Here is a 24471-nt window from a genome sequence, read left to right as displayed (position 1 = left end):
AAAATCATTTTTCCCCGACCGCGCGCGGAATAGCGCCCGCGCAGTCCGCATCTCCTCAGTTTTTAAAAAAAATACATTTTTATCTCCGCGAGTTGACACAAACGCCGCGCCGTGATTTATAATAATTAAAATCATTTAAAGTCTTATTGGGGGAGTTTATCTATGTGGACTGTAGATGACGGGATAGCGGTACTTAGGGAGAGAGGCGCGAAGATAACGGCCCAGCGCATCGCCATCCTTCAGAAGCTTGAGGGGCGCAAGGACCATCCTTCGGCCGAGACGCTTTACAGGGAGCTTTCTTCGGAGTACGCGACGATGTCCGTCGCGACGCTTTACAGCACGGCCCAGCTTCTCGCCGAGGCCGGCCTTATCAAAATCCTCAGCATAGACGACAAGAGAGTCTATTTTGACCCAACGACGGAGACGCACGGACATTTCCTCTGCCGTAAGTGCGGCAAGCTCTTCGACATCCCGGTCAACGAGGACGAGATTTTCAGGTCGGCGTCGACAGTGCGCGACAATATCGCCCAGATTGAACACACGGAGATATTCTTCTACGGCCTGTGCTCCGACTGCCTGAAGATATAGCTCCATCGGCATGGGCTCAATAGCAGCCTTTTGCATCGGGGTCCTTCTCTTGTACTGGCCTTACCTCTGGTGTTGGTACAGAAGGGAAGACCCCGAACTTTATGGCCTCCGGTGGAGCGCGGACAGGCGTGCCGTCGCCGAGACGCTCGCCGTGACCGCCGCGGTGCTCGCAGTGCTGACTGTCGTCGCGCTCGCGTGGCCGTGGGAGGAGCTGCCGAGGCGGCGCGGGCTGCGCGCCGTGCTCGAACTCGCGGCTTCGGGGCTCGCGGCGGCGGTCATCGAGGAGACCTTCTTCCGCGGATGGCTCCAGCCGGTGTTCGCGAGGAGACTCGGCCCATACGCGGCGATCGTCGCCGTGAATCTGATATTCGCGCCGGTGCATCTCTTCGCCGCGCCCTACTGGATTTCGCTCTGCACGTTCTTCCCCGGGCTCGTCATGGGCTGGCTCAAGTACAGGCACGACAGCCTGCTGCCTCCGGCGCTCTTCCATTTTCTCGGAAACGTCTGGGCGATATGGTTCTTCCCTTCGCCCGTGGGATTTTAAAAATTTCATTATCTTATAAAAGAAGGCGGTTGCATTGAATCTGCGAAAACTGAAAAAATCGTTCGGCTTCGCGTTCGCGGCGCTTCTCGCCTGCGCGGCGCTTTTCTGCGCGGACGCCGCGGAGGCCGAAGCGAAGAAAATTTTTGAAATCGACATACCGATGCAGAAGGGCGCGGAAGTCACTGTGACGGCGGCGAACGGCAAAACCTTCTCCGTCGCGTCTGTCGCTGCCCTCCCGACCAAAACGCGTTACCCGAGCTACACTGCAAGCGCGTGGGGCGAGCCCGGCTCCGTCTGCGCCTCCGCGGTCAACGCGGTGCACATGCTCGTCTCCGTCGAAAAGGGCAGGGGGCGCACACTCAGCATCATCCCGAAGGAGACGATTGCGCCCGCGGCGGGCCCCGGCGCTTCGATAGTGCTCGACGCCAAAGCCGGCGAAAGCGTCTTCGGCGCGTGGGCTCCCGCTGTCGGCTCGCGCGTTTCCGTGCGCGGCACGGACGGCTCGACCGCGCCGCTCGCGGCGGACAACCTGCCAAAAGCGGGCGACACTCTTGTGATCGAGGTATTCGAGGACCCGTCGCTGCCCTACATGGTCGATATAGAGAACCGCCCCGGCGGCAGGGTCGTCGCCTGGTATTCGGACGGCTATAAAATTTTGGGACGCGTCCTCGTGGCGCTCGGAGGCACGGGACGTTTCGAGGGGACGCTCTTCCAGCGCGTCGGCGCGATACGCGCGAACCACAGCGGCGTCATCGACGTGAGCACGACGCCGCGCGGAACGACCGGCGGATTTCAGATAGTGCCGTGGGACCACGCGCTCGCCTCGAAGGAGATGCAGGGCGTATGGTCCATGACGCAGTGGCTCGTCGTCGGCCCCGCGGACGGGAAATCGAAGCTCGGCGGCACTCCGCCGCTCTTCAAGCACGGACTCGTCTCCGGCCCCGCGGGCGGCGAACAGCTGTGGGATATGTGGTCCTCTTACGGGCGCAGGTCGATGGTCCTCGCGCGCTACGGGAACGGCGGCTGGGAACGGCTGCACAAATCCGCGGGCAGGAACGACAATTCACTGCGCGGCATCACGGAGCTGCGAATCTACTATCCGTTTACCGAAGAGATACAGAGCGGAATGTAGGAAGCGTATTTCAGAGAAAGGTCATAAATCTACGCCGTGCGGGACAAATTCGCCCCCGCGGCATTTTTTCGGCAAAGACAAAAAAGACGGCGCGCCTCGATGGCTTCGCCGTCTTTTATAGTTTTATAGTCGTTAAACTTTTGAAGCGAAACAACAGCTTATTTTGTCATTCCGCGCTTGACGCGGAATCCAGCGACGTTAAATACCGTGGCGTACGTGATTTAGAGCCGCTGGATGCCGGGTCAAGCCCGGCATGACGATATGGCTGTCTTTATTTATAAGTTTAATTACTATACACACAGCGCCCAAACATCGCGGCGCTCCGTTATTTTTTACGCGCCATGCGCCGCTTTGAAATCCTCCACTGCTTTGAGCACTATCTCGCGCAGCTTTTCGTCCTCGAGAGCCTTGACGACGGTCGCCTCAATCCAGCCCTCTTTTACGCCGCAGTCGAGTCGCTGGCCCTTGTATATCGTCGCGTAGACCGGCTCTTCCTCGAGCAGCGAGGCTATCGCGTCGGTGAGCTGGTACTCGCCGCCCGCGCCGCGCTTGAGGTTCTTCAGATGCTTGAAGATTTTCGGCGAGAGCAGGTAGCGGCCCATGATTGCGAGGCGCGACGGGGCTTCCTCGCGCTTCGGCTTTTCGACAAGGCCGCGGACGCGGTAGACGCCGGGCTCTATCTCCTCGGCGTCGACTATGCCGTAGCGCGAAACGTCCTCGGGCGCGACCTCTTCGAGGCAGAGCACGGAGCCGTCGTATTTTTCGCGGACGGCCTCAAGCTGCGACAGCGCCGTAGGCTCGGCGATCATTACGTCGTCGGGCAGCAGCAGGCCGAAATATTCGTCGCGGCAGAATTCCTCTGCGCAGAGCACCGCGTGGCCGAGGCCGAGCGGCTTCGCCTGGTAGGCGTAATGGAAATCCGCGAGCCTGTATATCGAATCGACGGCGTCGGCGAGCTCCGCCTTGCCGCGCTCGCGCAGCAGCGCCGTGAGCTCGAACGACGGCTCGAAGTAGCGGCAGATGCTCTCCTTGCCCTGCCCCGTCACGAACACGACGCGCGAGCAACCGGAGGCTACCGCCTCGTCTACGCCGTGGTGGATGAGCGGGCGGTCGATGAGCGGCATCATCTCCTTTGGGATGTCCTTCGTCGCCGGGAGGAAGCGCGTCCCTAGGCCCGCGACTGGAAATACCGCCGTCCTTATCTTTTTATATTCCGCTGCCGCGCTCACTGTGCGTTCACAACCTTTCCTATCGCCTCTTCCATTATGTCCGCGGCGCGGTTCATGAGCTCCGCGTCGCGCGATTCCGCAAATATCCTGATGAGCGGCTCCGTGCCAGAGGGACGCAGAAGCATGCGGCCCTTGCCCGCGAGCAGCCGTTCCGCCTCCTTCGCCGCGGCGTCGACGAGCGGGCTCGACATTACGGCGTTCTTGTCCTTGACCTTCATGTTGCGCAGCACCTGCGGATAGCGGTCGAAGCGGTCGACGAGCGTCGAAACGTCCTCGCCGAGCTCGCCGACGGCCTTTAGGAACAGAATTCCGGAGCAGAGGCCGTCGCCGGTGTTCGCGTAGTCGAGCGCTATGATGTGGCCCGACTGCTCGCCGCCGATGCGCGCGCCCTCGCGCTTCATCGTGTCGAGGACGTAGCGGTCGCCTACGGGGCAGCGGAATACCTTTATGCCCTCCTGCGCGAGCAGGTCCTCGAGCACCATGTTGGACATGACGGTGGCGACGACGCCCGCGCCGAGCTCTCCGCGCGAGGCGAGCCAGCGGCCGATGACCCAGAGCATTATGTCGCCGTCGAGGACGCGTCCTCTGCCGTCGCACATCAGTACGCGGTCCGTGTCGCCGTCGTAGGCGATGCCGAGCGCCGCGCCGGTCTCGCACACCTTCGCCGCGAGCGTCTCTATGTGCGTGACGCCGACGTTTTTGTTGATGTTCGTGCCGTCGGGGTCGTTCGCCATGAAGGTGACGCCGCCGCTCCATTCTGAGAAGAGCGGGCCGACGTAGGACGAGGCCGCGCCGTTCGCCGCATCTATGACTATCGGGTACGAGCGGTCTTTGATGTCGCGGAAGAGCTTTCCAAGCCCCTCGACGTACCCCGCGCGGTATTCGGAGCCGTCGCGCACCGTGCCGATACGTTCGGGCGCGGCGCGGCGGCGGCGTTCGTCGTCGAGGAATATTTCCTCGATGCCGGCTTCGTCGTCGTCGGTGAGCTTGAAGCCGTCGCCGTCGAGAAACTTTATCCCGTTGTACTCCGCCGGGTTGTGCGAAGCGCTGACGACCGCGCCGCCGCTGAACGGCCCGCGCAGGGCCGCGCTGCTGACGCCGGGCGTCGGTATGACGCCGAGGTCTACCGCGTCGCCGCCGGACGAAGCTATGCCGGCCATGAGCGCGGACTGGAGCATTTCGCCGGAGAGTCTGGTGTCGCGCCCGACCGCTATTTTGGGGCGCTCGACGCCGTTTTCCATGAGGAATACGGCGTATGCGGAGCCGAGGCGCATCGCGGCGTCGGGCGTCATCATGCCCTGGTTCGCGATGTCGCGCACTCCGTCGGTACCAAAGAACTGCCTTTTCTTTCCTTTCGCTTCGTTCAAAAGGGCCACCTCGCAGAGCAAAATTTATATTCTATCCGTTGTTTATTCTATTCCACAGAAGTCACAGAGACCTGCTCCGGCTCCGTCCTGACGACCTGGAATCCCGGCCTCAGGCCGCGCACGAGCACCGGGAGCTCGGAGTGCTGCGAAACTATGTTCGATACGTCGACGTAGAGCTCGCAGGGCGGATGCTGTCCTTCGAGCGCCTCGACCGCCGTCTCCGGCCCCTCTATCGTGAGGCTGACGGAGGGCGGCGAGAAGCGCCATTCCTTCGACGCCGTGTTCCCCGCTATCATCAGCGGGACGTTCTGGAAGGTCTTCACGCTCATTTTCTTGGAGAGATGTATCTCGACGCGAGCGCGGTCCGTCCCCGTTATCTCAACGCCCGGCGGGAGTTGCGTCGGCTCCATCGGTATCATGAGCTGTATGTCCTGCTCGAGCCCCGTTATGTCGACCGGCGCGAGCACGAGAGAGTCGATGCTGCGGACGGCGGCGGCGCTGCCGCGTATCGAGACGCTGTCCGGGATGACCTTCACGGACTCGACCTGTAGCCCCGCGTGCGGCTCGCCTGTGACGGAGACCTTGACCGGTATGCGCTCGCCGACGATTTCGTCCTCAAACGTGACTGCGACTTCGGCCTCCTGCGGCGAGACGGAGACGCGCCTGTGACGCGGCGCCGGTTCCTCGGAGGACGATGAATCCTTTATCATAACCGGGACCTTGACCTTGCCGCTCTCCATAAGATGGTCGAGGTTTACGCGCACCTCGAGTCCCTGAACGGAGAGCACGTCGGTCTCCGGCCCGCTGACGACCGCGTGGTCCGGGCTGACTACTATCGACGAGACGACCTTGCCGTCGGGCGCTTCGCCTGTCGTCTCCGCCGTTATCTCGACTCGGCGCTCGACGTTGCGGTATATCTCGACTTCTACGAGCGCGGGCTGCCAGCTGCGGACGCGCGCGAAGGTCGGGGCCTCGAAGCGCACGGGCAGGGTGTAGCGTCCCGTCCTGAGATTCGCAAGGTCCACCTCGGACACTATGTCTGAGGGCTCAATGCCGGAGAGCTCGTTGATTTTACCCTCGAGCTTTATTTCGACCTCTTTGACCGGCGCGTTGACCGAGTACCCCGCGCCGAGGTTCCTGTATTCTATTTCGTCGCGCATCGTGCGCGCTGACTCCGCGTTGTTGTCGAGCGCGACGAGCGACCAAAGCAGCAGCGAGATGCAGAGCGAGACGCCGCCCAAAAACATCTTCGACTGGAGGAAGTTGCCGCCCTTGTAGTTGAATTTCGCGCCGAGCTTCGCCGCGGACTCGCGCAGCCACAGCAGCTTCGCTATGATGAGCCTTTTCGTATCCTTAGACATTCTTATCGCCTCCGGCCCACTGCTGCTGGAGCTCGTCGCGCAGACGGTCCATGAAATTCGTCTCCTTCGCCTCGTGGCTGAAGTAGTGGCTGCACATCTTGCGCACCTGCGCCTCGTTGAGCGGGCGCGAGAAATGGCCCGAGACTGCGGCCTTTATCTCGCCGCGCTCCTCGGAGACGACTATTGCTATCGAGTCGGACATCTCCGTGACGCCAAGCGCCGCGCGGTGGCGCGTGCCGTACCAGCGCGAGATGTCGGTCTTCTCCGTAAGCGGCAGATAGCAGCCCGCCGCGACTATCTCGCGCTGGTCGATGACGACCGCGCCGTCGTGCAGCGGCGTGCCGGGCCAGAATATCGAAATCAGCAGCTCTTCGGTTATGTCCGCGTTGAGCAAAACGGCGGTGCGCCACACGTCCTTGAGGCTCGTGTCGCGCTGGAGCACGACGAGCGCGCCGATGCGCTGCGACTGGCAGTAGAGCAGGGCCTTCGTGAGCTGCTCCGCGCGCTGGTCTATCTCCTGCGTGCTGCTGCCGACCTTCCATAGATGGCCCTTGCCGAGCTCTTCGAGCATACGGCGCAGCTCCGGCTGGAACAGTATCGGTATGATGATGATGAGGGCGCCGATCATGCGGCCCATGATGTTTGAGAGGCTGCGAAGGTCGAGCAGGTTCGCCGCCGCGCCGATAAGGCCGATTATCAGAAGGCCGCGGATAAGCTGCATCGCCCGCGTGCCGACGAGCAGAAGCAGGATTCTGTATATGAGGAAAGCGACTATGAGTATGTCCAGGAAGTCCTGCCAGCGCAGGTTGAAGAAAGCCAACGGCGCACCCCTCTCGCGAGTATCTTTCAGCTATTATAGCGCAAGAGCGGCGCGAAGCGGAACAAAAAAGAAGGCGCGGCGGCGCGCGGCGCTACTGTCCGCGCACCTTCCGCAGAAATGAGAGGTTGCCTTCGTCTCCGACGCCCTCCTTCGGCGTCTCGAGTATCGTCGGCGTCTCTTCGAAGCGTTCGTCGTTCATCAGCAGCGCGAAGGGATGAAGCCCGATCTCGCCCTCGCCGAGATGCGCGTGGCGGTCGAGGTGCGTCCCCCTCGCGGCCTTGCTGTCGTTGAGGTGCCAGCAGCGCACGCGCGAAAGGCCGACGTGCTTGTCCGCCGCCGCGACGAGCCGCTCGTATGCGTCCGACGAGCGCAGGTCGTAACCCGCGGCGAAGACGTGGCAGGTGTCTATGCAGAGGCCGATGCGCGGGTGCCAGTTTGCTTTGTCGAGAATCTCCGTGAAGTGCGCGAAGTCCCCGCCGACGCAGGTGCCCTGCCCCGCCATCGTTTCGAGCAGTATGCGCGTCTTGTATTCCTGCGTCGCGTCGAAGAGGCGCAGCAGCGTCTCCGCGATGTTCGCCGTCGCGGCGTCAATGCCCGCGTCCATCGCGAAGCCCGGGTGCAGCACTATGTCGTCGATGTTCAGGTGGCGGCAGCGCTCGACCTCCTCGCGCAGCGCGGCGGCGCTTTTCGCGCGCACCGCCGCGTCGGGCGAGGCTATGTTGATGAGGTACGAGGCGTGCGAGACGACTGCCTTTACGTTCGAGCGCTGCCACGCGCGGTAAAAGCCCTCCGCCTCCTGCAGAGAGACCGGGCGCGCCTGCCACTGCCGCTGGCTGCGCGTGAATATCTGCATCGACTCACAGCCGAGCGCGTCCGCGCGTTCGAACGCCTTGTCGAGCCCGCCCGCGACGGACATGTGCGCGCCGATCAGCGCCATCAGTCGGCTTTTCCGGCGTAGACGACGCCGTGGACCCCGTCTATCGTGAGGGTCATTCCGTCTTCTATCTTGTCCATGATGCCCGCCGCGTCCGTGATGCAAGGGATGCCGCGGTCAAGCGATATGACGCCCGCGTGCGAGGTGAGGCCGCCCTCCTCGGTGACGACCGCCGCGGCCTTCTCTAAGGCCGGGACGTATTCCTTCTCGCTCTTTTTTATGACGAGTATCTTGTCTTCGGAAATTTTCTTCAAGGCCTCCTGAGGAGACGAAGCCTTGCATGCGACGCCCGTGACGCGGCGGCGCACAAGCGAGAGGCCGCGCGCTATGACGTTCGCTATGCGGATGACGTTTATCATGTTCGTGCTGCCGGGCTCGCCGAGCGGCATTCCGGACATTATGACGACGTTGTCGCCGTTCGCGACGAGCGACTCGCGCTTTATCAGCGAGATGGCGTTTTTCAGAGATTCCTCGAGCTGGTGCGTAATCGGGCAGATGCACGGCATTACGCCCCATACGAGCGAGAGCTGCCGCCACGTCGAGAGCGACGGCGTCATTGCTATTATCGGGCAGGTCGGGCGGTATTTGCTGACCATGCGCGCCGTCATGCCGCTCGAGGTGAGAGGCACTATCGCCGCGGCCGCAACCTCCTTCGCCACGTCGCGCGCCGCGTGGCTCACGGCGTCCGCCGTCTCGCAGACCGCGGGGAGCGAGCGCGGCTTGCGGCACCAGAGCGCGACGTCCTGCTCCGTCCGCACTATTATCCTGTTCATCGTCTCGACGGACTCGACGGGATATTTTCCGCCCGCGGTCTCGCCAGAGAGCATGACTGCGTCCGCGCCGTCGATGACGGCGTTCGCGACGTCGCTCGACTCCGCGCGCGTCGGGCGCGGGTTGCGTATCATCGAGTCGAGCATCTGCGTCGCCACTATGACGGGCTTGCCCTGCATACGGCAGCGCTCGATTATCTCCTTCTGTATCATCGGCACGTCCTCGGTGCGCATCTCCACTCCGAGGTCGCCGCGCGCGACCATCATGCCGTCGACAACCTCGAGTATCGCGTCGAGGTTGTCGACGGACTGGCGCGTCTCCATCTTCGCGATTATCTTCGCCGACGCGCCCGCGGCTTCGAGGACGCGGCGCACCTCTATGATGTCCTCCTTGCTGCGCACGAAGGAGACCGCGACGTAGTCGACGTTGTTCTCCGCGCCCCATTTGAGGTCGGCTATATCCTTCTCCGTCAGCGTGGGCACCGACAGGTCGGCTCCGGGGACGTTGACGCCCTTGTGCTCGCCTAGCTCGCCGCCGACTATGACGCGGCACTTTATCTCCTCGGGCGAGGTCTTGACGACCTCGAGATGTATCGCGCCGTCGTCTATGAATATGTTCTGGCCCTTCTTGACCTCGTTCGCGAGCTTCGGGTAGTCGATGTAGACTCCGTGCTCGTCCCCCTCTTTTTTCTCGAAGAAGAGCGTGAATTCGCCGTCGGACTTCACCGTAACCTTGCCGTGACCCGGCAGCTCTCCTGTGCGTATCTCCGGCCCCTTCGTGTCGAGCAGCACGGCAATCGGCGTCTGGAGCTCCTGCTCGACCGCGCGGACGTTCTTGAGCGTCCGCAGATGCGATTCGTAGTCGCCGTGGCTGAAGTTGAGCCGCGCGACGTTCATTCCCGCCTTCGCGAGCGCGAAGAGCTTGTCGTAGTCCCAGCAGGCCGGGCCGATGGTGCATACTATCTTTACGTTGCGTTTGATTCTTTCCATACCTTTACTATACCTCTGTGCTTTCTCCTATTTCTCCTGTTTTCCGCTTTCAATCTCGCCGTATGCGGTCAGCACCTTTGCGTGGCCGCGTATCTTCATCGCGGAGATGTGCTCCGTGAACTGGGCGATCCACACTTCGCCCTCCTCGAGCTTCTCCGTGTGAAGAAATCTGTTCTCCGCGCCGCGCGTGACTCCGGTCACGGTGACGCCGCTTTCAAGCGCCTTGATGGCGATGTAGTCTCCGGCTCCTCCGTTTTCGCCGCTGTTCGTCATTGTTCTCCCTCTTTCCTAAAGGCAGCTCACAAGCCCGTTCGAGTAGTCTTCGAGCTCTTTTCTGAGCTCGTCCGTAACGTCTACCTTTATGTTCCTTATCAGCGAGACGGAAGTCTCCGCCGAACCGTGCAGCTTGATTATCAGCTCGCACCTGCCCGGGTGCGCGCGCAGTATCGAGAAGAGCCCGTCGTAGAATTTGTCGCCGAGGCCGTCGCTTTCGACTGTTATCACGGCGCGCCGCTCGAGCTTCTCTTTGTACTCTTCCTCGGAATATATGTCGTCGACCATCAGCGAGACGCCGCGGTCGTCCTTCGGCTGCCCCTTCACGAAATAGAGCGCGCCCTTCTGTAGCGTGTGCTTGTAGAGCGGCCAGCGCTTGCCGAATATGAGCATGTCGACCGTGCCTCTGTTGTCCTCGATGACCGCGGTGCCGAACGGGTTGCCGGCCTTGCTGAATTTCTCCGTGAAGTTGGTCAGCAGCCCAGCGGTGACGGCGGGCTGGTGCGAGCGCCAGTTCGGCAGGTCGCCGACGGGACAGGTGATGTACGGCTCTACCGACGGCTCGTACTGGTCGAACGGGTGGCCCGATATGTAGAGCCCCATGCTCTCCTTCTCGAGGTCGAGCTTCTGCCGCTCGCTGAAATCGGGAACCTCCTCCATCTCGGGCGTGAAGAAGTCCTCCTCGTCGTCGCCGAAGAGCGAGGCCTGGTTTGTGTTCTGCGCTTTGCGCGCGGCGAGCTCCGTGAGCTGGGGCAACGCGTTGAGCAGCTTCGCGCGGTTCGGGTCGAGGCTGTCGAAGGCTCCGGACTTTATGAGGTTTTCGACAACGCCGCGGTTCACCTGCCGCGTGTCTATGCGCGACAGGAAGTCCCACAGCGACGCGAACTTTCCGCCCTTCGTCCTGTTCTCTATGATGTTCGCGACGGCCGCGTCTCCGACCTTGCCGATTGCCGAGAGCCCGAGCCTGATGACCTCGCCGATGACGGTGAAATCCTCCTTCGATTCGTTGATGTCTGGCGGCAGTACGTCGTATCCCGCGTCGCGCACGGCGCGGATGTACTGCCCGAGCACCTCCATCTTCGAGCCGATAAGGCTCGAGAGGTACGAGGCGAGGTACTCGGCTCCGTAGTTGGCCTTGAGCCACGCGGTCCAGTAGGCGATGAGGCCGTAGGCGGCGCTGTGCGATTTGTTGAAGCCGTAGCCCGCGAACTTCTCTATGATGTCGAAGATGTCGCCCGCCTGCTTCGCGTCGACGCCGTTGCTCACGGCCCCGTCGACGAATTTGGCGCGCTCCTTCTCCATTACCTCTTTTTTCTTCTTTCCCATCGCGCGGCGCAGAAGGTCCGCTTCGCCGAGCGTGTAGCCCGCGAGCTCGCGCGCGCTCTGCATGACCTGCTCCTGGTAGAGGATGACTCCGTAGGTGTCCTTCATGTAAGGCTCGAGCCGCGGGTGGAGATAGTGGACCTTTTCCTCGCCGTGCTTGCACTTGACGTAGGTGTCTACCATTCCGCTTTCGAGCGGCCCTGGGCGGTAGAGCGCGACGAGCGCGATCATGTCCTCGAAGCAGTCGGGGCGAAGCCGCCGCACGAGCGCCGTCATGCCAGATGATTCGAGCTGGAATACGCCGAGCGTGTCACCCCGCTGGAGCATGTCGTAGGTCTTCGCGTCGTCTATAGGTATTTCGTTGAGGTCGATGTGCCCTTTGCCGTTGCTTTCGATGTTCTTGACGGCTCCGTCGAGGACGGATAGCGTGCGAAGGCCGAGGAAGTCCATCTTGACGAGGCCTAGCTTCTCGACGTATTCCATCGAGTACTGCGTCGCTATCTGGTTCTCGCCGAATTTGCGCACGGGCACCATGTCGTTGGTCGGCTTCGGCGTTATGACGACGCCCGCCGCGTGCTGCGAGCAGTGGCGCGCGAGGCCTTCTATATGTATCGCCGTGTCGATGAGCTTCTTTATCTCGGGCTTCGAGTCGTAGGCGGCTTTGAGGTCGGGCACGCCTGCGAGCGCGCTCTTGATGTCCTTGATGTCAGAGGTCGGCATCGCCGGGATGAGCTTCGTTATCGCGTTGACCTCAGGTATCGATATGCCGAGCGCGCGGCCGACGTCCTTTATCGCGCCGCGGCTCTTCATGCGTCCGAAGGTGACTATCTGCGAGACCTTGTCCGAGCCGTACTTCTCCACTATGTAGGCGATGAGCTCGTCGCGGCCTTTGTCGGATACGTCGGTGTCGATATCCGGCATGCTTATGCGTTCCGGGTTCAGGAAACGTTCAAAGAGCAGATTGTAGCGTATCGGGTCGAGGTCGGTGATGCCGAGCGAGTAGGCGACGAGCGAGCCCGCGGCGGAGCCGCGTCCCGGCCCTATCGGGATGTGCTTCGATTTCGCCGCGACTATGATGTCTGAGACTATGCAGAAATATCCCGGGAAGTCCATCTGCTCTATTATGTCGAGCTCGTATTCGAGACGTTCGAGATAGTTCTGCGGCGGATTTTCGGTCTTGAGCCTGCGGCGCAGCCCTTCGGCGGCCATCCTGCGCAGGTGCGTCGTGAGCGTCTCGCCCTCGGGGAGCGGGAATTCCGGCAGATAGTAGTGACCCATCTTGAGCTTTACGCTGCACCGGTCGGCGATGCGCTGCGTGTTGATCAGCGACTCCGGCAGGTCGTTTCCGAAAATCGCCCACATCTCCTCCGGCGAGCGGAAGTAGTAGTCGTTCCCCTGAAAGCGGTAGCGCCTTTCGTCCGAAACGAGGCTGCCCGTCTGCACGCAGAGAAGTATGTCGTGCCACTCCGCGTCGCTCTGCTTCATGTAATGGGAGTCGTTCGTCGCGATGAGTGGAAGGTCGAGCTTCTTCGACATTTCGACGAGCGTCTTGTTGACGAGCGCCTGCTCCGGTATGCTGTTCGACTGCACCTCGAGGAAGAAATTGCCCTTCCCCATTATGTCGCTGTACATGCCGGCGCGCCGCTCCGCGCCCTCTATGTCGCCGCTCATGATGAGCTGCGGTATCTCGCCGCCGAGGCAGGCCGACGAGCATATCAGCCCCTTGCTGTAGCGCGCGAGAAGGTCATGGTCTATGCGCGGCTTGTAGTAAAAGCCGTCGGTGTTCGCGATTGAGACGAGCTTCGTGAGGTTGTAGTAGCCCTCTTCGTTTTCGGCGAGCAGTATAAGATGGTTCTGGCCCTTGCCTTCGCGGCAGGTGTGTCCGTTCGGGTCGACGTAGACCTCGCAGCCTAGTATCGGCTTGACTCCGGCGGCGTTGCAGGCGTTGTAGAACTCAACGCAGCCGAACATGACGCCGTGGTCTGTTATCGCGACGGAGTCCATCCCCATCTCCTGCGCCGCGGCGGCGAGCGCGGAGCATTTGTTGGCTCCGTCGAGAAGGCTGTATTCCGTATGTACGTGAAGATGTACGAATGGTTTATCAGACATTATTTATTCATTTCCTTCCGGCGTTTCTTCGTCGCTCATGTCCGCGCTTCTGACGTAGAGCAGCTCCGCTCCGGCCTTGCGCAGTATCGCCGAGAGCGGGGCGCCCGCGGAGGGCTGCGCCGGGCGCGCCTCTTCGCGGGGCTGCGGCTTGGGCTCCGGCTGCGCGGCGGGGGGAACCTGTTCCGGCTCCGCGCGCACGGCCTCCGTCAGCTGCGCCTCGGCCGCGCCCTCGATGTTCCACAGCTTCGCTGCGGCGGCGCACAGCTCCTTCCTGTTGTGCGCGCCGGAGAGGAAGTTCCTCGCCGGCATCTCGCGCTCGAATTCTATCTCTATTCCCTTATCTCCGCGGACAAGCGCAGCGTCGAGCAGCGCGGCGGAGACCGCGAGCCTGTCGCTCTCGGGCAGAAGCGACGCAAGCTTCATAAAAAGCTCCGCGCCTCCAGCCGGGCGGCAGCTTGCATCCTCGTTGACCCGAGGCTTGGGCTGCGCAGCGCTTTGAGGACGCTCCGCGCGCGTTTCCGCGGCGGCGGGCTTTTCCGGCTGCGGAGCGGCTGGCGCGTTTTCAGCGCGAGGCTGCGGCGCGGCGTAGGCTTCCGGCTCCGGCGCCCGGCTTACCGCCGCGGCTGCGGGCGAGGCGGCGCGGCTCTGCGCGACGCTCCGCGCCTGCTCGCCGCGAACCTCTCCGTTGATTATGCTCTGCAGCTCCATGAATACGACTCCGCTGAATATGTCGCCCTTCATGCCATAGTGCGCGCGCGGCAGCAGGCCGTTGCATAGCTCGCATGCGGCCTTGAGCTTCGCCGCGTCCCAGTGCGCCGCCTCCGAGGCGAGGTAATCGCGCTCGGCCGAGGAGGTTTCGAGCGCTTCCAGCGCCTTTTCGCCCCACAGCGAGTAGAGCCATAAATCGCGGAAGAGCACGAAAAGCGACTCGCAGAGCCGTTCCGACGATATGCCGCGCGCCATTATGGAATGGAGCGCTGAGGCGGCCTCCTGCGGGGCGGCGCGCATCTGCGTCACCCATTTTTCGAGCTCCGTGCGGCTACTGCCGCCGGTCAGCTCTTTTACGCTGTCGAGCGAAAGCCGTCCGCGTCCCAGCGCCACGGCCTGCTCCGTCAGAGAGAGCGCGTCGCGCAGCGCGCCGTCGGCCTGCCGCGCGAGCTCCCAGACGGCCTCGTCCTCCGCCTCGATGTTCTCCTGCGCGCAGACATATTTCAGCCTGTCGACGGTGTCCGCTATCGTTATTCTGTGGAACGGGATGTGCTGGCAGCGCGAGCGTATCGTGACGGGGACCTTGTGCGGCTCCGTCGTCGCGAGAAGGAATACGACGTTCGACGGCGGCTCCTCCAGCGTTTTGAGCAGCGCGTTGAAGGCCTGCTCGGTGAGCATATGGACTTCGTCTATGATGTAGACCTTGTAGGCCGCGGAGAGCGGCTTCAGGTTGACGTGGCTCTTGAGGTCGCGTATCTCGCCGATGCCGCGGTTCGACGCGCCGTCTATCTCTATTACGTCAAGGTGTTCGCCCGCCGCTATTGCGCGGCAGTTTTCGCAGACGCCGCACGGCTCACAGTCGTCCTTGCGATTCAGACAGTCGAGCGATTTCGCGACGAGGCGCGCCGCCGAGGTCTTGCCGCAGCCGCGCGGCCCCGAGAAGAGGTAGGCGTGGCCGAGTGAGCCCTCCCGCAGGGATTCCATGAGAACTCCGACCGCCGCGCTCTGCCCGACCATGTCGGAGAAGGTCTGCGGCCTGTAACGGCGGTACAAAGATATATACATATAACTCCTCCTCAAAGCCACGCCGCGCCGCTCGACGCGGACAGGCGGCCTTTATTCATAATAATCGGTGAGAATGCCTCCGCGGCGCGCAAGGTTGACCGCCTCCATGACGCGGTCGCGCAGCGCCGGAAGCTCCGGCATTCCGGGAAGCAGCTCGTCCTCGCGCAGAATCGTCTCGCGTCCGATGACGAGGCTGCGTTCGCCGCCGAGCTCGCTCACGCGGATGTCGTAGGGCAGAAGCTCAAGCTCGAGCGTCTCGTCCAGCCGTTTCGCCGTTTTGTCGAGAAGCGCGCGCGCTTCGCCGCCGGCAGGCGCGGAAAGGAACTCCGTCTCGTCTATGCGCAGCACGACCCTGCCGCCCTCTTCGTCGACCTTGACGCGAAGCTTCTTCACTACGTCCTTGCGCTGTATGTCTATGCCTTTTTCGCGGAGATATTTGAGCGCCGCGTCGACGCGCTCGTCAGCCTCGGGGTGGGTCTGGAATATGCCGAGCTCGTACTGCGCGCGCTTAAGGCGCTCGACGTTCATGCGCTCCATCATCGTGAGCATCGCCGCCGGGTTGTAGCCAGCGCGGTAAAGTATGTCGATACCCATCGCGTCGGCCTCTTTTTCCAAATCTATGCTGTAAGTGTTCATCATCGCCGTCTGGATGCCGCCGGCCATCGCCGCTATTCCCGCGCCGCCCTCTCCGGCCTGCGTTGCGGCTATGAGCCCGGCGAGCGTCAGCAGGTTCAGCCTGTTGTTGCGCCGCGCCTGCACGATGCCGTGCGCGCGGTCTGCGTGGACGAATTCATGGCAGAGCACCGCGGCTATCTCGTCCTCGCTTTTGAGGAAATCGAGCATCCCCGTCGTGATGTAGGTCATGCCGCCGGGCAGCGAGAAGGCGTTCGGCTGCTCCATCTCGAGTATGCGCACCTCGTATTCGAGCTCGCGCTGCATGTGCGGGATGAGGCGCGCGGCTATCATCGAGAGCTTCGCCTCGACCGACGGGTTGAGGACGCGCGGCACGTGCTTCTCTATTTCGGCCGCGCTCTTGCGGCCCAGCTTTATTTCGCGTTTTATGGTCTTATCGCTCGGCTCCGGCGACGCGGCAGCGTATGCCGCTCCGGCCGCCGCGAGAAGCGCGAGCGCGATTATCAAAGAAAAAAATTTTTTCGCCATCCGGTCACGCTCCCTGCTTTGCGATTCATTCCGCGGCGCGCGTGCTCGCCGCGAATCTTCCGCATTCATATTATACAACACAAAAAAACGGCGGCGGGAGAGCGCCGCATGGACGCCTCCCGCCGCTTGCAGGTCTTATTGGTTTACGGCTCGCGCTTACGCTACGAAGTTCTTGACGTCGTCAATCGACGCGGGCTTCGCGGAGCGGGCCATCGTGCCCTTCTTCATCTCGATGATCGCGGGGAGTTCGGCGATGCCGAGCTTCTCGACCATCTTGCCGTTTCTGTAGCCGTCGATGAAGGCGATCTTCTTGCCGCTCTCCTTCGCGAACTTCTCGGCCTCGACCTGGAGCTTGACCTGATCCTGGTCAATGCTCGAGGTGATGAGCGCGACTACCTCTTCGGGCTCGATGAGGACCGAGTTGAGGTGGAGCTGCTCGGAAATGTAGGCGTAGGCGGACATAGCGGCGACAGCGCCGTCGCCAGCCGCGGTGACGACCTGGCGGAGGAACTTGTCGCGGACGTCGCCGGCCGCGAAGATACCCTCGACGGAGGTCTCCATCTTCTCGTTGGTGACGATCCAGCCGCCCTTGGACTGCTTCACAAGCTCGTTCTCCTTGAGGTAGGAGACGTTCGGCTCGGTGCCGACGAAGACGAAGCATCCAGCGACGGGGAGGTCGGAGATTTCGCCGGTCTTGACGTTCTTAAGGACGAGCTTCTCGACTACGCCCTCGCCCTCGATCGACTCGACGACGGAGTTCCATACGGGGACGATCTTCGGGTTGGCGAGCGCCTGGTCGATGGCGTGGCGGTCGGCTCTCCACTCGTCGCGGCGGTGTACGATGTAAACCTTGTCCGCGAAGCGCGTGAGGTATCCGGCCTCTTCGACGGCAACGTTGCCGCCGCCGACGACCGCGACGACCTCGCCCTCAAAGAAGGCGGCGTCGCAGACGGCGCAGTAGCTGACTCCGGCGCCGGTGAACTCGGCTTCGCCGGGGCATCCGAGCTTGCGGAAGCTCGCGCCGGTGGCGATGATGATGGCCTCGGCCTCTATCTCGCCCTTGTCGGTAACGACGATCTTGTGTCCGTTGCGGATTTCAATGTTCTGCACGGTGCAGCTTCTGAACTCAGCCTTGAAGTGCTCGGCGTGCTTGCGGAAGGTCTCTCCGAGCTCCGAACCGGTCGAGTGAATCGTTCCGGGCCAGTTCTCGATTTCGTCGGTGATGTTGATCTGTCCGCCCGCGGCGCCCTTCTCAAGAATGAGCGTGTCGAGGTCGGCGCGGCGTCCGTAGACCGCGGCCGCAAGTCCGGCAGGGCCGGCGCCGAGTATTACAAGTTCTCTCTTTTCCATAGCGAAAACATCCTCTCTTATTTTTAATCTTGCTTTGCGCGTACTGCTTACGAATTTCTTCACATATACTATATTATATAAAATTTTATCGTTTGCGCCATATTACATGGCGAATTATTCCGTTGTAATCCGATATTTTATTCACGAGAACAAACTCGCGCGAAGCCATATCGACAAGAGAACAAATCTGCTCCGCGCCCGCGGTCTCCGCCATGAGCAGCCCGCCGGGCTTGAGTATGCGCGGGAACGCCGCGAAAAATTTCGCGTAGAGCTCCGTGCCGCATTCGCCGCCATCGAGCGCCATGCGCGGCTCGTAGTCGCGCACCTCGCGCATGAGCCCGTCGAGCTCGCGGCGCGGTATGTAGGGCGGGTTCGTCACGATGAAGTCGAGCGAGCCGTCCTCGACGGGCGCGAGCGACGGCTCAGCGTTGCGCAGGAGCTCGAAGCGTTCCTCGAGGCCGTGGAGCTTTCTGTTGATCGCGGCCCATTTTAGCGCGCTGCGGCTTTTGTCGACGCCGAGCGCTGAGAGCGCCGGGTTCTCCAAGAGCAGCGCGGCGGCAATGCAGCCGCTGCCCGTACACCAGTCGGCGAAGCGCGCCGCCGTCCCGCGCGGGAATAGGCGAAGTGCCTCTTCGACGAGCAGCTCCGTCTCCGGGCGCGGAATCAGGACGCCGCGGCCGACCTTGAATATGTATCCGTAAAATTCGGCTTCGTGAAGAACGTAGGAAAGCGGCGCGCCGGAGGCGCGGCGGGCCGTCATGGACTCGGCGCGCGCAAGCTTGTCATGCGGCACTTCGTCGTCCTTCCATAAAAGCGCGGCGCGCGGAAGACCGAGCGCCGACGCCAGAATCAAATCTGCGGAATATTCGGGGCGCGCCGCGCCGGAGCTTACGAGAAGGCTCCGCGCGCGGCGGCGCAGCTCCTGCAGGCGCACCGTTACACCGAGAGCGCTTTGAGCTTTTCTGCCTGGTCGGCCTCCGTCAGCATGCGGATGAGCTCGTAGAGGTCGCCGTCGAGTATCTGGTCGAGCTTGTAGAGCGTCAGGTTGATGCGGTGGTCGGTGAGGCGGTTCTGCGGGAAGTTGTAGGTGCGGATGCGCTCAGCACGGTCGCCGGTGCCGACCTGTCCCTTGCGCTCCGCCGCGAGCTCGGCGTTCTGGCGCTGGAGCTCGGCGTCGTAGAGCTTCGTGCGAAGGAACTGCATCGCCTTCGCGCGGTTCTTTATCTGCGAGCGCTCGTCCTGGCAGGTAACGACTATGCCGGTCGGAAGGTGCGTGATGCGCACGGCCGAGTCGGTCATGTTGACGTGCTGTCCGCCCGCGCCGCTCGAACGGTAGGTGTCTATCTTGAGGTCCTCGGGACGTATTTCGACGTCGACTTCCGCGGCCTCGGGCAGAACCGCGACAGTCGCGGTAGAGGTGTGGATGCGTCCGCTCGCCTCGGTCTCGGGCACGCGCTGCACGCGGTGGACTCCGCTTTCAAACTTGAGCATACTGAAGGCCGCCGTCCCGTCGACGCGGAAGATGACTTCCTTGAAGCCGCCGATGCCCGTTTCGCTCATCGATATTATCTCAGTCTTCCAGCGCTGGCGTTCCGCGAAGCGCGTGTACATGCGGAAGAGGTCCGCGGAGAAGAGCGCGGCCTCGTCTCCGCCAGCGCCGCCGCGGATTTCTATGATGACGCTTTTTTCGTCGTTCATATCCTTCGGGAGAAGCAGGATGCGTATCTCGCGCTCGAGCTCCGGCACGCGGGCCTCAAGTTCGGCAAGCTCGTCCTTCGCGAGCTCGCGCATCTCCTCGTCGTCGCCTTCCGCCATCTCCTTCGCCTCGGCGATGCCGTTAAGCACCTTCTCGTACTCGGAGAAGGCGTCGACTATCGGCGTCAGCTCGACGTGCTTTTTGCCGAGCTGCTGCATCTCGTGCGGGTCGTTGACGATTTCCGGGTCGGCCATCTTCTTTTCGAGTTCCCTGTAGCTGGCCTCAATCTCTTTTAGCTTATCTATCAGTTCCATCTTCAGCACCACCTGCCGTAGAAATATCCTTTGAAGGGTCGAGGGCCACGCCGAGCGCCGCTATAGCGACTTCGAGCTGGTCGGGCGATGGCTCCCTCGTCGTTATATATTGGAGCAGAAGGGCCGGCTTTATGCTCCATACGCCCCATGTGTCGGAATTTGAGGCGGCCCTTATAAATTCGTACGATACGCCTATCACGAGCGGGAGCAGCACGACGCGGCTACCAACGCGCCAGAGCACGCCGCCGCCGTCGATTGCGGAGAATACTATTATGCTGACCAGGATGACGATTATCAGGAACGACGTGCCGCAGCGGCGGTGTATCCGCGAATATGCGGCGGCGTTCTCGGGGGTCAGCTCAGCACCGCTCTCGTAGGCGTTGATAGTCTTGTGCTCCGCGCCGTGGTACTCAAAGACGCGGGCTATATCCTTCCACAGCGAGATGAGCGCGACGTAGGCGACGAAGATGACGCCGCGTATCACGCCCTCCGCTATGTTTTTTTCAAAGTGAGTAAAGCCGAAGCGCTCCGTCAGAAATTCCGAAGCGAACATCGGAAGCGCGACGAAGATGGCGACGACTCCGAGCAGCGCCGCGGCGACGGAAAGAGCCGTCTCAAACGGCGTTATCTTCTCCTCTTCGCCGAGGCTTATGTCGGCGGACATCGAGAGCGCGCGCATACCGACGCGCATCATCTCGACCATCGTCGCAAAGCCGCGCACGACGGGATATTTCCATATCCCTTTTTTGAGCCATTCGGAGCCGAGCCACGATTTGAGGAATATCTTCCCGCCGGGCTCGCGGACGGCAAGCCCCCAGTGCTCCGGCCCCTTCATGAGGACGCCTTCAATAACCGCCTGCCCGCCGACCGGTATTCTTTTCGGCGCGGCTTCGGCGAAGGCGGAAATTATGAGATGAAAGGCGCGGCCCGCAAAGGTCATTCGGAGAGCAACTGCTCCATGTCTTTGTAGGGATTTCCGCACGGGTGCGCTTCCGCGCATTTTCCCTCCGTCACGCACGACGGCCCGGCGATGTCGAAAAGCTGCGGCGCGGCGGCCCTCGCCTCGCGCAGCATCCCGCGCGCGGTCTCGCGTATCTCCCACTGCGCCCTGCGGCAAAGCCTCAGAGCGAAGAAGTGGTGCAGCTCGCGCGCGTTCATCGTTACGACGAGGCGCGTCTCGAAGCCGTGCGGCAGGATGAAGCGCGCGTCCTCGCGCGGCACGCCGAGATCTACGAGCTTCCGGTAGGTCTCGAACGCGGCCTCGGCCTGTTTTTCAAAGACGGCTTTCGCCTCCGCGTTCTCCGCGACCGACGGCGGCACTATGCAGCAGTTGCCTTTCATTTCAACGTAACGCTGGCTCTGCTGCGAATAGCTTGCGACCCTGTGGCGCACTAGCTGGTGCGTGGCGACGCGGCTCAGCCCCTCTATAGCGAAGGTGAACGAAGCGTGCTCGAACGGCGAAAAATGTCCCGCCTTTCTCAGCATCGCGAGGAACGACGCCGTTTTCCCCTCGTCGAGGCCGTCCAGTATTTCCGCGGCTCCCGAGGGGCTGTAGCATATCTTCGCCGCGGCCGCTACGACCTTGTCGGCGTCCGGCGTGGACGCAATCAGCTTCACATATACGGACATCGCTTCACCTTCTCCTTTGTCTTACCGGGCTGAAAAGATAAGAAAAGAGGGGAGTCCGCAAAGCGCGCTCCCCCCTTTTCGATAAAAAAGCTATTCGGCGGTCTCTTTGGCGCTCTTCTGGCCGTAGTTCACGCCGGCATACTTCTGACGGAACTTCTCAAGGCGTCCGGCTTCGATCACGCGGCCCTTTTTGCCGGTGTAGAAGGGGTGGCAAGCGCTGCAGACGGAAACTCTCATGTCGCCCACCGTCGACCTTGTTTCAAATGTATTGCCGCAGGCGCAGGTCACCTTGCAGACTTCGTATTTCGGATGAATACCCTTTTTCAACTGTCGCACCTCCAGATGTACTAAGTACGTCTAACATACAGCAACGTATTATATTCCACTTTCCCCGCGCGCGCAAGACGGGAACATGCGTTTTGCCGAAGCGTCCCGCGCGGGGTTCCGTTCTATATTATATATCCTTCAGCGAATTTCCGCTCTTAGGCTCGGCCTTGAGAGGTACGCTCAAAATGTCCACGCTCTCCATCGTTTTAACGAGAAGCTCGCGCACGGCCTCAGCGTCTTTGCGCGCGCACTCGCAGACTATCGAGTCGTGGACCTGGAGCACTATGCGCGCGCCCGGGAATTTTTCCGCGAGCGCCGCGTCGAGGCGGAAGAGCGCTATCTTCGCGATGTCCGCGGCGGTGCTCTGTATCGGCGTGTTGACGGCGACGCGGTTTATCGCGCCCGCGCCGCGCCCCTCCGTCGTCGAGACCTCGGCGAGCGGGCGTATGCGTCCGAAGAGCGAGCGCGTGTAGCCGCGCTCCTTCGCCTCGTTCGCGCTTTCAGTGATGTAATTTTTCACGCTCGGCAGAACGCTGAAGTACCTGTCCACAATCTGCTGCGCGGCGGGGCGCGGCACGCCGAGGCGCTGCGCGAGGCCGAAGGCGCTCATTCCGTAGAGCAGGCCGAAGTTGACGACCTTCGCAAAGCGCCGCTGCTCCGCCGTTATCTGTTCCGCGGGCAGGCCGAACACCCATGACGCCGTTTCGAGATGAATGTCGCTGCCGTCGTGGAAGGCGCGGATGAGCTTCTCTTCCTCCGTCAGCTCGGCGAGGACGCGCAGCTCTATCTGCGAGTAGTCCGCGGCGACGAACACGCCGTCCTCCGTGCGCGGCGTGAAGCACGAACGGAAGCGGTCGGCCCATTCGCCGAAGACCGGCATGTTCTGCACGTTCGGGTCGCGGCTCGCCAGCCTTCCGGTCCCGGTCGCGAGGTGGTCGAAGGTCGAATGGACGACTCCGCCGCCGTCGCGTGAATATTTTATGAATGGCTGCACGAAGGCCGAGAATATCTTCGATTCCTCCCTGTGCTTTATCAGCATCTTCGGCACGACGCAGAGCGGCTCCGGCAGCTTCGCGAGCTCTTCGAGCACCTCGATGCTCGTCGAGTACGAGCCGCCGCCCTTCGTCGTCTTTATCGGCGGCAGCATCAGTTTGCCGAAGAGCAGGTCTCCCACCTGCTTCGGAGACGCGAGGTTTATGTTCTCGCCGGTGTATTCCTTTATGTCGGCCTCGCCTTTCGCGATGCTCTGCGCCAGCTCCGCGCCGAGCGCCTCGAGTTTCCCGGCGTCCGTGTGCATCCCGAGCGTGTGCATCCCGGCGAGCGCGGGAGCGAGCGGCATGTCTATCTCGTCCATGACCTTCGCGAGGCCGTATTTATCAATTCCGTGCGCAAGCGTGTCCCTGTACCTGAAAAGGCGCAGCGCGAGGCCGCTCCCAGCCTTTACCGGCTCGCCGAAGCTTCTCTCCATTCCCGCCACGCCGCCGCGGTCCGGGTGGAGCAGGTAGTGCGCCGTCTCCACGTCGTATATCCGCTCGCGCTCCGGCAGCGGGAAGTCGGGATAGTCGCTCATGATTTCGCGGTAGCCGCAGAGCAGCAGCCTGCCGCGCTTCGCCCATTCGCGGAACAGCGCGCGTTCTTCGTCGCCGCGTCCGTCGAACGATGCTACTCTGCCGTCGGCCGCCGCGGCGAAGAACCTCGGCGCTCCGTCTATGACGGCTGGCGAAAGCGCTATCTCCTCCGCCTCGAGCAGCTTTTCCAGCTCCGTCTCCTCGCCGGACGGCTCGGATACCTCGGCCGCGGCTGCGGCCATAGCTGCAGTCTCCGTTTCGTCTACGAAGCGCGCGTAAATTTTTTTTAGCCCGAGCCGCGCGCAAAGCGCGAACAGCTCGCTCATATCCGGCTCCTTCGGCGTCAGATCCTTCTCCGGCGCTGGCTCCGTCTCCTGCGGCACGACGAGGACGCGGCTCATGAAGGCCGCCTCGCGTCCCGCCTCGAGCTTGCCGCGCCGCGCCTTCGGGACGCTTTCGAGGTTTTCGTAAATATCCTCAAGTCGTCCGAATTTGCCGACGAGGTCGAGCGCCGTCTTTTCCCCTATGCCCGGCACGCCGGGAATGTTGTCGACGGAGTCCCCTAGCAGCGCGAGGTAGTCCGCCATAAACGGCGGCTCGAAGCCGTACTTTTCGCGGAAGTTCACGCCGTCGTAGAGCGTGAAATCCGTCACGCCGCGCGACGGGCGGATGACGGAGATTCCGTCGCCTATCGCCTGGAACAGGTCCTTGTCCGCCGAGAGTATCTTCACGTCCCAGCCCGACGCCGCGCAGGCCTTCGCGGTCGACACGATGTAGTCGTCGGCCTCGACGCCGTCGCGCGAAAAGACGGGGAAGCCCATAGCGCGGCAGAGCTCTATGATAAGCGGCATCTGCACGCGGAAAGCTTCGGGCGTCGGCTTGCGCGTCTGCTTGTACTCCGTGAAGAGCTCGTGCCTCCGCGTCGGCCCCTTCGGGTCGAAGAATATGCCGAGCCCCTCGACGGGCCATTCGTCCAGAACCTTGAGCATCATGTTGAAAAATCCGAGCACGGCGTTCGTCGGCGTGCCGTCCGCCGCGGAAAGCTCCGGCGGCAGAGCGTAGAAGCCCCTGAATGCGAGGCCGTGGCCGTCTATGAGAAGCAGATCTTTTTTCATTTGACACATCCTTACTATATTTAGGATATAATTGCTAATTGCGGCGCACGTTATGCGCCCGCCCGGCGCTTGGGTTTATAATACTCCAAAGTCCGCTT

The 24471-nt window shown here is 62.1% G+C and carries 20 protein-coding genes; 3 read left to right on the top strand and 17 right to left on the bottom strand.

From position 1 onward, the window contains the following. Positions 1–162 precede the first annotated feature (162 nt). From ABGT66_RS06570 to ABGT66_RS06560, 3 genes are read left to right on the top strand one after another with little or no spacing between them, the layout of a single operon-like run. Positions 163–588 carry a Fur family transcriptional regulator gene (locus ABGT66_RS06570; RefSeq protein WP_294193631.1) on the top strand — a complete coding sequence of 142 codons (426 nt, stop codon included), beginning with the start codon at positions 163–165 and terminating at the stop codon, positions 586–588. A gap of 10 nt (positions 589–598) precedes the next feature. Continuing rightward, positions 599–1132, top strand: coding sequence for a Synerg-CTERM system glutamic-type intramembrane protease MrtS (mrtS, locus tag ABGT66_RS06565; RefSeq protein WP_346689646.1), 534 nt, complete (start codon positions 599–601; stop codon positions 1130–1132). 34 nt (positions 1133–1166) lie between these two features. Then, positions 1167–2264 (top strand): hypothetical protein, encoded by a 1098-nt coding sequence (locus tag ABGT66_RS06560; protein ID WP_346689644.1) that lies wholly within the window; start codon positions 1167–1169, stop codon positions 2262–2264. Between the two features lie 332 nt (positions 2265–2596). On the opposite strand, the gene ABGT66_RS06555 is transcribed toward ABGT66_RS06560, so the two are convergent. From ABGT66_RS06555 to ABGT66_RS06475, 17 genes are all read right to left on the bottom strand, one after another. Continuing rightward, positions 2597–3493 (bottom strand): UTP--glucose-1-phosphate uridylyltransferase, encoded by an 897-nt coding sequence (locus tag ABGT66_RS06555; RefSeq protein ID WP_346689642.1) that lies wholly within the window; start codon positions 3491–3493, stop codon positions 2597–2599. Beyond that, positions 3490–4869, bottom strand: a complete 1380-nt coding sequence (gene glmM, locus ABGT66_RS06550; RefSeq protein WP_346689640.1) for a phosphoglucosamine mutase — start codon at positions 4867–4869, stop codon at positions 3490–3492. The genes ABGT66_RS06555 and glmM overlap by 4 nt, the downstream gene beginning before the upstream one ends. A 38-nt stretch (positions 4870–4907) precedes the next feature. Next, positions 4908–6221, bottom strand: coding sequence for a CdaR family protein (locus tag ABGT66_RS06545; protein ID WP_346689639.1), 1314 nt, complete (start codon positions 6219–6221; stop codon positions 4908–4910). Further along, on the bottom strand, positions 6214–7041 hold the full coding sequence (gene cdaA, locus ABGT66_RS06540) for a diadenylate cyclase CdaA (RefSeq protein ID WP_303150057.1): 828 nt from the start codon (positions 7039–7041) through the stop codon (positions 6214–6216). Before cdaA ends, ABGT66_RS06545 begins: the two co-directional genes overlap by 8 nt. A 91-nt stretch (positions 7042–7132) precedes the next feature. Further along, a complete protein-coding gene (locus tag ABGT66_RS06535) occupies positions 7133–7978 on the bottom strand; it encodes a deoxyribonuclease IV (protein ID WP_346689636.1) in 846 nt (281 codons plus the stop codon). Then, positions 7978–9735 (bottom strand): pyruvate kinase, encoded by a 1758-nt coding sequence (gene pyk / locus ABGT66_RS06530; protein ID WP_346689635.1) that lies wholly within the window; start codon positions 9733–9735, stop codon positions 7978–7980. The genes ABGT66_RS06535 and pyk overlap by 1 nt, the downstream gene beginning before the upstream one ends. 27 nt (positions 9736–9762) lie before the next feature. Next, the gene (mtrB, locus tag ABGT66_RS06525; RefSeq protein WP_294193622.1) at positions 9763–10008 is read right to left on the bottom strand and encodes a trp RNA-binding attenuation protein MtrB; all 246 of its coding nucleotides are present in this window, start codon (positions 10006–10008) and stop codon (positions 9763–9765) included. Between the two features lie 15 nt (positions 10009–10023). Continuing rightward, complete coding sequence (gene dnaE, locus ABGT66_RS06520; RefSeq protein ID WP_346689633.1) at positions 10024–13440, bottom strand: DNA polymerase III subunit alpha; 3417 nt, start codon at positions 13438–13440, stop codon at positions 10024–10026. Positions 13441–13443: 3 nt separating this feature from the next. Next, a complete protein-coding gene (gene dnaX, locus ABGT66_RS06515; RefSeq protein WP_346689631.1) occupies positions 13444–15213 on the bottom strand; it encodes a DNA polymerase III subunit gamma/tau in 1770 nt (589 codons plus the stop codon). A 51-nt stretch (positions 15214–15264) separates the two neighbouring features. Next, on the bottom strand, positions 15265–16374 hold the full coding sequence (locus ABGT66_RS06510; protein ID WP_346689630.1) for a M48 family metallopeptidase: 1110 nt from the start codon (positions 16372–16374) through the stop codon (positions 15265–15267). Between the two features lie 156 nt (positions 16375–16530). Continuing rightward, entirely contained in the window at positions 16531–17724 is a 1194-nt protein-coding gene (gene trxB, locus ABGT66_RS06505) for a thioredoxin-disulfide reductase (RefSeq protein WP_300261011.1), read from the bottom strand. Between the two features lie 85 nt (positions 17725–17809). Further along, positions 17810–18658, bottom strand: a complete 849-nt coding sequence (gene prmC / locus ABGT66_RS06500; RefSeq protein ID WP_346689629.1) for a peptide chain release factor N(5)-glutamine methyltransferase — start codon at positions 18656–18658, stop codon at positions 17810–17812. A 2-nt stretch (positions 18659–18660) separates the two neighbouring features. Continuing rightward, a complete protein-coding gene (prfA, locus tag ABGT66_RS06495; protein ID WP_300261005.1) occupies positions 18661–19734 on the bottom strand; it encodes a peptide chain release factor 1 in 1074 nt (357 codons plus the stop codon). Beyond that, the gene (locus ABGT66_RS06490; protein WP_294193615.1) at positions 19718–20674 is read right to left on the bottom strand and encodes a DUF1385 domain-containing protein; all 957 of its coding nucleotides are present in this window, start codon (positions 20672–20674) and stop codon (positions 19718–19720) included. The genes prfA and ABGT66_RS06490 overlap by 17 nt, the downstream gene beginning before the upstream one ends. Next, a complete protein-coding gene (gene thyX / locus ABGT66_RS06485; protein ID WP_346689626.1) occupies positions 20671–21351 on the bottom strand; it encodes an FAD-dependent thymidylate synthase in 681 nt (226 codons plus the stop codon). Before thyX ends, ABGT66_RS06490 begins: the two co-directional genes overlap by 4 nt. A 102-nt stretch (positions 21352–21453) precedes the next feature. Then, entirely contained in the window at positions 21454–21690 is a 237-nt protein-coding gene (rpmE, locus tag ABGT66_RS06480) for a 50S ribosomal protein L31 (RefSeq protein ID WP_087363321.1), read from the bottom strand. Positions 21691–21817: 127 nt separating this feature from the next. Then, positions 21818–24373 (bottom strand): DNA polymerase, encoded by a 2556-nt coding sequence (locus ABGT66_RS06475; protein ID WP_346689624.1) that lies wholly within the window; start codon positions 24371–24373, stop codon positions 21818–21820. Between the last annotated feature and the right edge of the window lie 98 nt (positions 24374–24471).

Origin of the sequence: uncultured Cloacibacillus sp. (assembly GCF_963926575.1) — a bacterium.
GTDB classification, from domain to species: Bacteria; Synergistota; Synergistia; order Synergistales; family Synergistaceae; genus Caccocola; species Caccocola faecigallinarum.
The sequence above is the reverse complement of the archived record's forward strand: the minus strand, read 5'-3'. Positions and strand labels throughout refer to the sequence as shown.

What these genes read in the sequence shown, in the direction of transcription:
- ABGT66_RS06490 (WP_294193615.1), bottom strand. Translation starts at nt 20,674, where the DNA reads ATGACCTTTGCGGGCCGCGCCTTTCATCTCATAATTTCCGCCTTCGCC.
- trxB (WP_300261011.1), bottom strand. Translation starts at nt 17,724, where the DNA reads ATGGAAAAGAGAGAACTTGTAATACTCGGCGCCGGCCCTGCCGGACTT.
- ABGT66_RS06545 (WP_346689639.1), bottom strand. Translation starts at nt 6,221, where the DNA reads ATGTCTAAGGATACGAAAAGGCTCATCATAGCGAAGCTGCTGTGGCTG.
- prfA (WP_300261005.1), bottom strand. Translation starts at nt 19,734, where the DNA reads ATGGAACTGATAGATAAGCTAAAAGAGATTGAGGCCAGCTACAGGGAA.
- ABGT66_RS06570 (WP_294193631.1), top strand. Translation starts at nt 163, where the DNA reads ATGTGGACTGTAGATGACGGGATAGCGGTACTTAGGGAGAGAGGCGCG.
- mtrB (WP_294193622.1), bottom strand. Translation starts at nt 10,008, where the DNA reads ATGACGAACAGCGGCGAAAACGGAGGAGCCGGAGACTACATCGCCATC.
- dnaE (WP_346689633.1), bottom strand. Translation starts at nt 13,440, where the DNA reads ATGTCTGATAAACCATTCGTACATCTTCACGTACATACGGAATACAGC.
- pyk (WP_346689635.1), bottom strand. Translation starts at nt 9,735, where the DNA reads ATGGAAAGAATCAAACGCAACGTAAAGATAGTATGCACCATCGGCCCG.
- mrtS (WP_346689646.1), top strand. Translation starts at nt 599, where the DNA reads ATGGGCTCAATAGCAGCCTTTTGCATCGGGGTCCTTCTCTTGTACTGG.
- ABGT66_RS06535 (WP_346689636.1), bottom strand. Translation starts at nt 7,978, where the DNA reads ATGGCGCTGATCGGCGCGCACATGTCCGTCGCGGGCGGGCTCGACAAG.
- ABGT66_RS06510 (WP_346689630.1), bottom strand. Translation starts at nt 16,374, where the DNA reads ATGGCGAAAAAATTTTTTTCTTTGATAATCGCGCTCGCGCTTCTCGCG.
- dnaX (WP_346689631.1), bottom strand. Translation starts at nt 15,213, where the DNA reads ATGTATATATCTTTGTACCGCCGTTACAGGCCGCAGACCTTCTCCGAC.
- ABGT66_RS06475 (WP_346689624.1), bottom strand. Translation starts at nt 24,373, where the DNA reads ATGAAAAAAGATCTGCTTCTCATAGACGGCCACGGCCTCGCATTCAGG.